The organism is Bartonella sp. HY761 (assembly GCF_026743145.1).
GTDB lineage: Bacteria > Pseudomonadota > Alphaproteobacteria > Rhizobiales > Rhizobiaceae > HY038.
The window spans coordinates 2,882,129-2,894,278 of sequence record NZ_CP104887.1 but is presented as its reverse complement, the minus strand read 5'-3'; the positions used below and the strand labels follow the sequence as shown (position 1 = coordinate 2,894,278).

At 41.8% G+C, this 12,150-nt stretch carries 11 protein-coding genes; all 11 read left to right on the top strand.

Features of this window, described 5'->3' with window-relative positions:
* The first annotated feature begins 32 nt into the window (after window positions 1–32).
* Entirely contained in the window at window positions 33–1,400 is a 1,368-nt protein-coding gene (locus N6A79_RS12525; protein WP_268546197.1) for a hypothetical protein, read from the top strand.
* Window positions 1,401–1,428: 28 nt separating this feature from the next.
* Window positions 1,429–1,746 (top strand): hypothetical protein, encoded by a 318-nt coding sequence (locus tag N6A79_RS12520; RefSeq protein WP_268546196.1) that lies wholly within the window; start codon window positions 1,429–1,431, stop codon window positions 1,744–1,746.
* 17 nt (window positions 1,747–1,763) lie between these two features.
* The gene (locus N6A79_RS12515) at window positions 1,764–3,116 is read left to right on the top strand and encodes a PBSX family phage terminase large subunit (protein ID WP_268546195.1); all 1,353 of its coding nucleotides are present in this window, start codon (window positions 1,764–1,766) and stop codon (window positions 3,114–3,116) included.
* A 55-nt stretch (window positions 3,117–3,171) separates the two neighbouring features.
* The gene (locus N6A79_RS12510) at window positions 3,172–5,214 is read left to right on the top strand and encodes a portal protein (RefSeq protein WP_268546194.1); all 2,043 of its coding nucleotides are present in this window, start codon (window positions 3,172–3,174) and stop codon (window positions 5,212–5,214) included.
* A gap of 77 nt (window positions 5,215–5,291) precedes the next feature.
* Window positions 5,292–6,215, top strand: a complete 924-nt coding sequence (locus tag N6A79_RS12505; protein ID WP_268546193.1) for a hypothetical protein — start codon at window positions 5,292–5,294, stop codon at window positions 6,213–6,215.
* A gap of 212 nt (window positions 6,216–6,427) precedes the next feature.
* A complete protein-coding gene (locus N6A79_RS12500) occupies window positions 6,428–7,471 on the top strand; it encodes an alpha/beta hydrolase (protein ID WP_268546192.1) in 1,044 nt (347 codons plus the stop codon).
* A 325-nt stretch (window positions 7,472–7,796) separates the two neighbouring features.
* Complete coding sequence (locus tag N6A79_RS12495; protein WP_268546191.1) at window positions 7,797–8,888, top strand: N4-gp56 family major capsid protein; 1,092 nt, start codon at window positions 7,797–7,799, stop codon at window positions 8,886–8,888.
* Between the two features lie 117 nt (window positions 8,889–9,005).
* Window positions 9,006–9,305: a hypothetical protein gene (locus tag N6A79_RS12490; RefSeq protein WP_268546190.1), complete on the top strand. Its 300-nt coding sequence runs from the start codon at window positions 9,006–9,008 to the stop codon at window positions 9,303–9,305.
* A gap of 181 nt (window positions 9,306–9,486) precedes the next feature.
* A complete protein-coding gene (locus N6A79_RS12485) occupies window positions 9,487–10,185 on the top strand; it encodes a phage adaptor protein (protein ID WP_268546189.1) in 699 nt (232 codons plus the stop codon).
* A 73-nt stretch (window positions 10,186–10,258) separates the two neighbouring features.
* The gene (locus N6A79_RS12480; RefSeq protein WP_268546188.1) at window positions 10,259–11,725 is read left to right on the top strand and encodes a hypothetical protein; all 1,467 of its coding nucleotides are present in this window, start codon (window positions 10,259–10,261) and stop codon (window positions 11,723–11,725) included.
* Window positions 11,722–12,150, top strand: a complete 429-nt coding sequence (locus tag N6A79_RS12475) for a hypothetical protein (RefSeq protein WP_268546187.1) — start codon at window positions 11,722–11,724, stop codon at window positions 12,148–12,150. The genes N6A79_RS12480 and N6A79_RS12475 overlap by 4 nt, the downstream gene beginning before the upstream one ends.

Here is a 12,150-nt window from a genome sequence, read left to right as displayed (position 1 = left end):
TTAGCGAAATTGGCTTTAAGGATGCAATTGACGTGGCGGAGTTTTCAAAAGATTCAACATTTTGGTATGCGCGATTGGTGCAGGCCTTGTTTATATTCGCCGGTTGTCTTGTTTTTATGCCGCCGCTATGGGCTTTTATTTATTTAAATATCACGGGTGTTTTTTCTGGTTTTGAGCTATCTTTTTCGCAAATTTTAGCATTGACTTTAATACCTTATCCGAAAAGTTTACTAACCGCTTTGTTTATTGGTTTGGTTTTAGCTTTTCGCAGTGGCACATGGGGGAGCATAAGTCTTTTATTTGCAATTTTAACCAGTTTTATCTGTGCCTTCATTATTATGATAATAACGGCAGTTTTGCAGTATTTTTGGCCGCAATGGATGAATGATACAGGCTTTGGCGGCGAATTTAATTTTGGTTGGTTGGTTGCTTTTGCTGCTAGCGGCGCGCTTTATTATTGGCTTTTAGTGCTTTCTGGGTTTTATGATCGTTATCAAATTGATGAGCGCCCCAATCTTATCGCTGCTTTTTGGGCAGCTTTAACCTATGGTATTTTTACGCCGGTTTTATATTTATTGATCACTGTAAAGCTTGCCTTTGGTAGTGCAATTGCTGCCATTGCTTCTGGTCCGATTAAACAGGTGCAAGTTGAAACGACTGCTTATTTAATAGCGGCGTTGCTAGCCTTTGCTATTGCCAGCCTTATGCGGCGTTTTGGCCGACTTACCCCTTTGGCAATATTGGTTTTGCCGTGGGTGGTCTGCGCTGTTCTTTTATTGCTGCGCTTAATTGCTTTGCCAAGTGAGGTGAGAGGTGATTTAAGCAGTTTTTATATTTGGGTCTTTATATGGCTTGCATTTTTGACTGGCATATTAAGTTTAGTGGTTTTCTATTTGCTTGGCATTATAGGTCAAAGGCAAGGTGACGGTTTAGGGCAAAATATTTGGCTTTATGAAGGGCAAAGCATTTTAGGGTCGGTTATCGCCGCTAGTTTTATATTTGCTGTGATGATGCTTGTTGCGCCGATTATTTTGCATTTTACCAATCAATCTTTGCTCGCTATTTTTATTGGTTATCCACCAATTGGCTATTTATGGCGCAATATTTGGATTGCCTATGTACAAGCTGGTTGTATTTTTGGCGGTTTGTTAGCAATTTCGGTTTTTATGACTGGACGTCTGAAATTTAGTGTATTTTTGGGCTGGGCGATTATTGCCTGTTTGCTTGGCTCTTTATTGCCGATGCGTCCATTTATTTTATCATTTGGCTTTTTCATCGATAATATTGCTTGGCCGATGTTGTCCTATCTTTGTGTAATCATCTTATGTTGGGTGATGATGATAGGGCTTGAGCGCTTTGGGGTGCTTGCGCAACTGCGCAATTATTTGAAAAAAGTTTAACTGCAAATTTCTTATAAAAAGGTGATTTATGGTAAAACGGAGTGCGCCGCGCCGCCGTGCCAATGCGCATGGCAATAATATTGAGCGTGAAAAACTTTGCAAAGCAGTTTTGAGCGCGGCAGAAGCTGCTGGCAAACAATTTGGCGATAAGGGGCTTGTTTCTTATTTAGAAGCACAAGCGATTGCGACGCCTAGCCCTTTTTTGACTTTGCTTGGCAAGGTGCTAGCTGAGGATAAATTAAGCAAGGGCGCTAAAATAACCCATATTGAAATTATTGCACCGCAACTTGAAGACGTTGTCCAAAACGCTATTGGCACGTTGGATATAAGTGAAGATAAGGTGTGATGACATGTTGAGGTAATATGATACAACCAAAAAGGGTAAAGTCACCCAAAAATCAAAAATCTATTGCGCAAATTGAGTTGCCGCAAAAGCTTGTTGCGGTTTTTGCAGGTAATGCGCGTTATCGCGGCGCATATGGTGGGCGTGGCTCTGGCAAGACAAGGTCTTTTGCAAAAATGGCGGCAGTGAAAGGTTATCAACTTTCTTGTGCTGGTGAGGAAGGGCTTATCATTATTGGTCGTGAATATATGAATTCCTTGGAAGAATCGTCTTTTGCTGAAGTAAAAGCGGCTATTTTATCAGTGGATTGGCTTGCACGTCATTATGATGTGGGTGAAAAATATATTAGAACCAAAGATGGTCGGATTTCTTTTGCTTTTGTTGGGTTAAAACATCATCTAGATTCGATAAAATCTAAGGCGCGAATCCATCTTTTATGGGTGGATGAAGCGGAAAAATTATCCGAAAGAGCTTGGAGTAAAGCTATTCCTAGTGTGCGCGAAGAAAGTTCTGAAATATGGGTGACTTGGAACCCTGAACGAAAAACAAGTGCAACCCATTGCCGTTTTCGTGAACATCCTCCAAGCGGCGCAAAAATTGTTGAATTGAATTGGCGCGACAATCCGTGGTTTCCTGAAGTTTTAAATTTGGAACGCTTGGAAGACAAGCAAAAGCGACCAGAGCAATATGCCCATATTTGGGAGGGTGATTTTATTGGGGCGGCGGAAGGCGCTTATTTTGCTAAATCTTTGTTGACGGCTCGTGAAGAAGGGCGCATTGGCCATGTAGCGCGCGATCCTTTAATGAGTGTCAAAGCTTTTTGGGATATTGGCGGTACGGGCGCGCGTGCTGATGCAACGGCCATTTGGATAGCGCAATTTATTGGGCGTGAAATTAGGGTTTTAAATTATTATGAAGCGCAAGGTCAGCCCCTATCCGCCCATATTGATTGGTTGCGGCAAAACTCTTACGGTGATGCGCAGATGATTTTGCCCCATGATGGGGTGACCCGTGATCGAGTACATGATGTTAGTTTTGCTGGTAGCCTGCGTGACGCAGGCTTTTTTGTTGATATTGTCCCCAATCAAGGAGTAGGTGCGGCGCGATTGCGTATTGAAGCAGTGCGGCGTTTATTTAATGCTATTTGGTTTCATGAAGAAACAACAAAAGCGGGGATTGATGCCCTTGGCTGGTATCATGAAAAGCGTGATGATAACCGCCAAATTGGTCTTGGGCCAGAGCATGATTGGTCAAGCCATGGCGCTGATGCTTTTGGCTTAATGTGCGTGGCTTATGAAGCGCCAAATGACAAACAGATAAGGCAACGCTACCAAAATGGTCGATATAATTCATCATCATGGATGGCCGGCTAAAAGAGTTGAGCCAATTTATTTTGGCGCTGCGATACATATTTTCAAGGATTATAAGATGGATAGAAATGAACATGCTGACTTTAGCGTGCATGATATTGCTGCGTCTAAAGATACTGACAAAGAGCTTGGCAATGAAGCATTAACTCAAAAACTCATTGGCTGGTTTCAAGAAGACATTGCCCATTGTGCTGCATGGCGTGTTCATGCCCGTGAAGATTATGCTTTTTATAATGGTGAGCAATGGGCGGCTGAAGATATGGCGGTTTTGCGTGAACAGCGCCGACCTGTAATGACGTTTAACCGCGTTGCACCATTGGTTAATGCGGTGATTGGCTCGGAAATTAATAATCGCCGGCAAGTGCGTTATATCCCTCGCGAAATTGGTGATAGTATTGCCAATGAATTATTAACCGGTGCTGGTGAGTGGTTCCGCGATCAATCGGGCGCTGAAGACGAGGATTCTGATGCTTTTGCCGATACAGTAATTTGTGGCATGGGGTGGACGGATACGCGGCTTGATTTTGAAAATAATCCCGATGGTGATCCATTAGTCCAGCGTTTGGATCCTTTAAAAATGGTTTGGGATTGCGGTGCTGTGAAAGCAAATTTGGGTGATGCGCGTCGGCTTTGGTATGTTGATGAAAAGCCGCTTGAAGATGTTAAAGCGATGTTTCCTGATATTGATAGTGAGCTTCTTCATGCTGACTGGGCTAAGACTTTGGCTCATGATCCACAAGGCATGCATAGTCATCAAGCTGGTTCTGCTTATAATGACAATAATGATTATGGATTTTCAAAAGATGATAGCGGCCGTAAAATGTGCACTTTGGTGGAGTGCCGCTATGTTGAGCGTGAGAATTTTTATCGTGGCCCCGATTTATTAACGGGGAACCCGCGTGAATATAGCCAATTGGAACTAGATGAAATTTTAAAGCGATTTAAGGACTTTCCTTTTATTAAACAAAGTCGCAAAGTGGTGAAACGCGCATTTTTAGGGCGCACTTTACTGGCTCCGCCCGATAGTCCTTTGGCACCCAAAGGCATGTTTGGCTGGGAATGTATTACCGGCTATTATGATCGTATGAAGCGGCAATTTTATGGGGTTGTCCGTCCGGCAAAGGATCCGCAACGCTGGTCAAATAAATTTTTTAGCCAAGTGATGTATTTGCTAAACAGTCAAGCCAAGGGCGGTATTATGGCTGAGCGCGGTGCATTTGAGGATGATCGTCAAGCGGAGGATAGTTTGGCGCGTGCCGACCAAGTGACCTGGATGCGCAATGGGGCTTTATCTGGTAATGCTGCGCGTATCCAACCAAAGCCAGTGGCGCAATTTCCATCCGGCTTTTTTACTTTGTTTAATGAAAGCAAAGAAGCTTTGACGCAGGTGACTGGCTTGTCGCCAGAATTTATTGGTACGCGAGAAGTGAACCAACCGGGGGTTTTGGAAGCACAAAGACGTCAATCATCTTTAAACCTTTTGGCGTCTTTGTTTAATTCGCTGCGCCGTTACCGCAAACGCCAAGGAACCATTGTTCTTTATCTTTTGCAAAATTACTTATCGGATGGGCGGCTTGTGCGTATTATTGGTGAAGATAAAAGCCAATATGTGCCGTTAACGCGCGAGACCATTGCCAATAGAAGTTATGATATTATTGTTGATGATGCGCCGACAAGCCCTAATGAAAAAGAACGCACCTTTGCAATTATTCAGCAAATGTTGCCGATTTTACGCGACTATATTACGCCAGAAATTGGTATGGAAATATTGCGCTATTCGCCGCTGCCAGCGTCGCTAATTGACCGTTGGCAACGTTTGTCGGCAGCACAAAAAGAGGCAATGCCAGAGCAAAATACGGCTCCTTCTGAAGCAGATATAAAATTGCAGGGTTTGCAAGCCGATATTGCTGGGAAAACTGCCAAACAACGCCTTGAAGTTGAGGCAAAAAGCATTGATCTTTACATGAAGCAATTGGAAGCAGAAGCAAAAGCACGTGATCTTGCTTTAAAAGCGGCAAGTGACGCGCAGAGCCTTGCTGTTGCGCAGGAAAGAAATGCTATTGCTCGCCAGCGAGTAAATAACCAACGCGCCAATTCTTAAATAGCAGCGTCAACTTTTAATTGAAAATTCCTCTTTGATAACATGCAGCCCTTGCTGCAATGAATAAGGATGTCAAAATGCAAGAAGCAGATGTAGTTTTAAATGATGTTGAACAGGCCTATTTTGAAAGCCGTGGCGCCACCGGATTAGTAAATGAAAGCGAATTAGCAAATGAAAGTGGGGAGCGAGATGAAAGCGCAATAGATGTGGGGGAGTTGGATAATAGTGCGCTGAATGACAAGACTTCCAAAGAACCTATTATGCAAAAAACGGTACCTCATGCAGCTTTGCATGCCGAGCGGGAGGAGCATAAAAAAACGAGGGCTTTGTTAAGTGAATTACGTGAAGAGGCAGAATTACTAAAGTCTTTATTAGATACAACATCGCAAAAAAAATCACCCAATAATGAGAGTGATGTTCCGCCTGATCCAGAAAAGGATTTTATTGGTTTTACCCGTTGGCAAGCTAATGAAATTAAGCGGTTGCGTGAGGATATGGCAGCTGAAAAACAACGCGAAAATGATGCACGACAACAAGTTGAAACCGAAAATGCTTTATGGGGACAATGGAATAATGCGCTTAGCCAATCACGCAGCGAGATTGGTGATTTAGATACAGCTTTGAATTTTTTAGGGCAAGCGCGGGATAATCAATTAAAAGCATTAGCTGGTATTGATGGACGGTTTAATGATGCTGGTTTTAGAACAAACCAAATGCGCAATGAACTGCGCGATATTGTTGCTGCAAGCCTAAAGCAAGGTGAAAATCCAGCCAGAGCCTTATATGAAGTGGCCAAAGGCTATGGCTATGGGGGACAAAATGGTGCGCGTTTCAAGGCTTTGGGTGAAGCGCAAAATGCCGCGCGAACTCTTGCAGCAACCAATGGTCGCGATGCCGGTGATCCAATGTTGCTAGAAACGCTTGCTGGACTTTCAGAAGCGGAGTTTGCCAAATGGTATGATAATAATCGCGATAATTTCCGCAAAATGTTTGGTGGCTGATATTTAGCGCTACCTTGAGAGAATGCTTGAATAGGTTATATGGCTTGTGTGAGCCATATAATCAAAGTTTTATTATGGAGCTCATCCAAATTCGATTTTTTATAAGGTTGTTTGTAAATAAAAGACATTAACGGGCTTGATTGAAGATAATGATTGCAAATATCCTATTCTCATATTTAGATTAATCATCTGGAAAATCTTGGGAGATGGTTATGAAAAAACAAAGCAAATATTTGAATAAAAATAGTCTTGTAGGTGATGTTTCTTCTTTAAGTGGACAGGATAAATTAAAATTACAAGACGTTGTTGCCCGAACTTTACCAATACCATCTACAGTGAGTGCTGCTGCACGTATTCTTATTGGCAGTGAAACAGAACCCCTTTTATTACAAAAACCACAAACTGATGATGAATGGCGTAGTTGGGTTCAAAAAAATGCTGATCTGGTCACTGATAATATTGGGCAATTATGTGATGTGCTTAATGTAACTATTGACAAGGACGAAATAGGCGGCGTGCCCATTTTTCATGTTTTACCAGCAAAAATTGCTAAAGAAAATGAAACACGAATTTTGTTAAATTTGCATGGTGGTGGCTATGTGCTTTATCCCCATGAATCGGGCTTATCCGAAGCTATTTTAATGGCAGGGCTTGGTGGTTATAAAGTGATTTCAGTAGATTATCGTATGGCACCAGATCATCCTTATCCTGCTGCAATGGATGATGCTTTTGCGGTTTATAGTGGTTTGGTTAAACAGCATGATCCAAAGAAAATTGGTGTTTTTGGAGCGTCCACCGGTGGTGGTATGACGCTTGCTTTAGTGTTGCGCGCGATTGGTGAGAACATTGTAACTCCGGCAGCTATTGCACCGAGCACGCCGTGGTCTGATTTGACTAAAACAGGTGATAGCTATTTTGTTAATGAAGGAGTTGATAATGTACTTGTGCGCTATGATGGCTGGCTTGGCGATGCTGCTAAGTTATATGCGAATGGTCATGATATGAAAGACCCGCAATTATCGCCTGTTTATGGCGATTTTCATGGTTTTCCACCAACCTTATTAACGTCGGGGACACGTGATTTATTTTTAAGTAACACGGTGCGTGTGCATCGCAAATTAATTGAAGCAGGTGTTGAAACCGATTTAATTGTTTTTGAAGGGCTTTCACATATTCATGATATGATGAGTTTGGGGCTTGAAACTCAACAGCATTTTTCAGATATTGCAAGCTTTTTCGATCAATATTTAGATTAGACAATATTGTAATTATCGATTGTTAAAGAAAAAATGCGCTGGTGAAAGCCAGTGCATTTTTTCTTTGCAAATCTAAGATAGCCGTGAGATTTGTTTTTTAAAGGCTTTCGTTTCGCAAAAGACGTATTTTTGCAATTTGTTTTTGTGATCTTATGCTTGCAAAAGCAGGACTTTATAAAGCTTGATTAAAGCTGCGCTTATTGCTGCGTTAAGCAATCACCCATCAAAATTTAAAAGTTTAAAAGGCAGTTTTGCTCTTAATTGGGCATGGGTCTCATTTGTTGGGTGTTTATTTTTTCCAATTCATTTTTAGGAGAAACAGCACATGGCTGTAACCAATATTGATGTCAATAATCCTTTGGCGGTTAAAACCTGGTCGCGTCAGCTTGCGGCAGAAATTTCAAAAGCGACAGCGATTGCGCCGCTGATTGGCACATCATCTAGCAGTATTATCCAATTAAAGGATGAGACTTCCAAAGGAGCGGGCGATAAGGTGACTTTTGGGCTGCGCCGCCAATTAATTGGTGATGGTGTAACTGAAGGCACCGAGCTTGAGGGGCGTGAAGAAGCTCTGAGCACTTATAGTGACAGTTTGATGCTTAACGAACTTGCCCATGCCGTACGGGTAAAAAATGATGGCACGATTGATGCGCAGCGCGTGCCGTTTAACTTGCGTGAAGAAGCCAATGCTGGTCTGGTTGATTGGTATGCCGACCGCTTGTCAATGACAGCATTTTTGCATTTTTGTGGTTATACTGGCAAAACACTTAATTTTGAAGGGAATTCGCTAACCCTATCATCGGTTCATTATGGTTTTAACCAACCAACAGCGCCGACGGTTAACCGCGTTTTCCGTGCCAATAACAAAGCCAATGAAGCAGCACTTGCGGTGGCAGATAGCTTTAACCTTTCTTTGATTGATCGGGCTGTAGAAAAGGCAAAACTTGCTAATCCTAAAATTCGTCCAGTGCGTATGAATGGTGAAAATGTTTATGTGCTTTATTTGCACCCAACACAGGTTACATCATTGCGCACCAATACATCAGCAGGTCAATGGCTTGATATTCAAAAAGCTGCCTATATGGGATCTCGGTCAAAAAATCCGATTTTTGATGGTTCACTGGGTATGTATAATGGCGTTATCTTGCGCGAAGCTGAACATATTATGCCTGGCCTTAGCGATACTGGTGTTGAATTGCCGAATGTGCGCCGTGCGGTTTTACTTGGTGGGCAAGCCGGTGTTATTGCTTTTGGTAAGGATCGCTCTGCTGAAAAATATAAGTTGGTTGAAGAGTTGTTTGATTATCAACGCGAATTAGGTGTTGCTGCAAAAACTGTTTTTGGCTTTAAGAAAACAGTGTTCAATAATGAAGACTTTGGTTCCATCGTTATTTCCACCTATGCCGCACCTGCATAAGTATTCAAGATTTAATCTAAGTGTAAGGGCAAGTTTATCTTGCCCTTATTTTTAAAGAGAAGTAAAAAATAAGATATTTGTTGGGGACGCAGCTCAATTTAAATGTAAGGAATCGATATGTTTCATGATTTTTTCTCCACGTTTCATTTCATAGTGGCGTTCTTATCTACTATTTGTGGATTCTCATCTGCCTTTTTTTGGTTTTGGGCTGGTAAGGTTAAGATATCTCGTAAAACAGCAATTGAAAGAATTGAGAAAAGGGCGAAAGAGAACGGTGAAAAGCCTAATCTTTCTGGCGTAGAGTTTGATGGCTTTGACGTCAGGGAAACATTAAGAGATCAATTTAGATATAATAGTATTGCAGCATTCCTAGCCGCTGCAGCAATTGGTTTTCAAACACTAAATCAAATTTTTTGAAAAATATTGTGTTTTATATTTAGATATGTTTTGGATAACGGCTGTTTTAATCTTACATATTTAACTTTTAGACAAGCAATAGCAAATTTAAAAATCTAGTTTTTATTTCCAATACAATATTTTTTGTCACTTTCAAATGTTTCTTGGCATTTGATTGAATGATGACCTATGCGAGGGATAAATGGCAGTTATCGTAACAACGGGTGGCCCGATTTCAGGCATACCCACGGTTTTAGCACCGCAAATTAAGACGTTTACTGATTTGATCAATAGTATTTCTGACGATCTTGATGATACCAATAATGAATATTTGGCGCAGATCCAAGAAGCAATTTTTTCAGCTATTAGATTTTGTGAGCGTGAGCCTTTTTATTTTAATGAAAGTCGTGAGGTAAGTTTTTTTACCAAACAAGATCAGGAATTTTATTCAGCCAATGATAATGAGGCAATTGCGACTCTAGCGGGTCTTTCTCAGGTTTATTGCCAAAGGGATAATAATCACTATGTGTCTTTAACAGCAAAACCGCCGGAGTTTATGGAAACCAACCAAAGCAATATGCACGGGGAACCTATCTATTATAGTTATTTTGGGCAAAAATTACGGTTTTATCCTATTCCTGACACAGCCTATCAAATAAGATTGCAATTATCGCCGGTGCGATTTCGCAATATTACTTCGGCGAGTGAGCCAAATCCTTGGTTTTATGAGGCTTTTGATTTAATTCGCGCGAGGGCGAAATATGAGCTTTATAAGGACATTTTAAAAGATGGCGATATTGCTGCAAGTGCCTTGAATGATTTTTATGAGCAATTAGCCGCATTAAGAGCCGAGACCTCGCGTCGCAATGGCCGAGGCCGCATCTATCCGACAAATTTTTAGCATTTTTAGGAAAAGAAAACTGCTTTTTTGTCACAAAATGTTTCTGCAAATTGCCTTTTGAAAGGAAAAGTCGATGGCTTTTTTTCCTATTGCTGAATATCGCCCAGATGTTGCTGATATAAATGGTCAATTTACCGATGATATTCGCAATGTTATTCCTGCCGATGGCTCTTATATACCAATGCCTTCTTTTGAAGTTTTTACCGGTAATTTGATGGCAAAGCCCTTAGGTGGCATTGCTGTGCGCGCTGTTGATGGCACAACGCTTATATTTTGCGGTACTGACACTGGTCTTTATATGCTAGATAATACTGATTTAACCTGGAAAAATATTGGTAAAGACAATTTTAGCTATTCAGCCAATGAAGATGCGCGTTGGAGTTTTGCGGCATTTGGCAATTATGTTATTGCGGTGAATAAAAACGATGCACCGCAAGTCTTTATCATTGGGCAAGCAAGTCGTTTTCGTAATCTTGGTGGTGATCCGCCGCGAGCAGGTTTAGTGCGGGTTTGGGGTGATTTTGTTTGTCTTATGCAATTGCCTGATTTTCCAAACCGTGTTCATTGGTCGGGGCTTAATGACGCTGAATGGTGGACGGTGGGGCAAAAAAATTGTGATTATCAAAATTTTCCCGATGGTGGCAATGTTCAAGGATCTAGTGAAACAACAAATCCAATTGTATTTTTGCAAACTGCTATTTATCGTGCCACCTTCGTGCCCGGTTCTGACATTATTTTTAGTTTTCAAAAAATTCACGATAAACGTGGTGCGAAGTCAGCCGCTTCGATTGCATGTCGGGGTTCTTATGCTTTTTATGCTGATGAGGGTGGCTTTTTTCAAATAAGTATGGATGGCACAATTAATCCGATTGGCTTTGAAAAAGTCGATCGCAGTGTTTTTTCTAAATTAAATGCCGTTGATATTTCCAGTATGTTTGGTGCCATTGATCCATTTTATAGCCGTGTTTACTGGATTACCGATTATCTGGGAACTGGTATTTTTAGAGAAATGCTGATTTATGATTGGGGCCTGCAACGTTGGTCTTTGGTCAATGTTGAGACTTGCGGCATTTTACCGATTTATAATGCTGGCTATACGCTTGATGGTTTAGACCGTGTATCAACGAGTCTTGAAAATCTTCCATTTTCATTAGACAGCAAGGCTTGGCAGGGCGGCGCACCGATTTTAGGAGCGTTTTCGGCAGATTATCGCCTTGGTGCATTTTCTGGCACTGGGATGGAGGCGATTGTTTCATCGCAAGAGATTGGCTCAACCGCGGGTAGCGTGCAACGAATTAGCTCAGTGTTTGCGGCCATTGATACCGATCAGGCATTTTTAAGTGTTGGAACACGATTTCGACGTAACCTTTATGACCCAATTCGATGGGGGGTAGAAAAATTGCCTTCTTATAATAGTGGCCGTTATCACATGCGTGCGCGAGGGCGTTTCCATAAATTTAGGTTGCGTGTTCCAGCCGGTGAGGTCTGGAAACATGTAAAGGGTTTTGATGTTGATTTTAATTTTGCGGGGATGCGATGAGCCTATCAATCTATTTAACCAGTGAGTGGAGCTTTGATGAAATTGCGCCATATAGCAAGGCAATAGGCGAAGCCATGAAAAAACTGGAGCAGCGTTTTCCAGACGATATTAGCATTGCCAATCTTGCCCGCAACATTGCCGAGGGGGTTGAGCAGCTATGGCTCATTTTGGATGAAAAAAAGGAGTTTGTTGCTTTTGTCACAAGCCAGAAAGAGGTGACTGAAACCGGGCGGAAGCGTTTGCTTTTATTGGAATTGGCGGGTGAGGGTGGACCATTTATAGCCGATTTGATTAAGACAATTGAAGTTTGGGCGCGAAATAATGGCTTTGATGAAATTTGCCCGATTGGGCGATTAGGTTGGCGCAAAGCTTTAGCAAAACATGGATATGCGGCAAAGTTTGTCCGCTATTATAAGGAGCTTTAA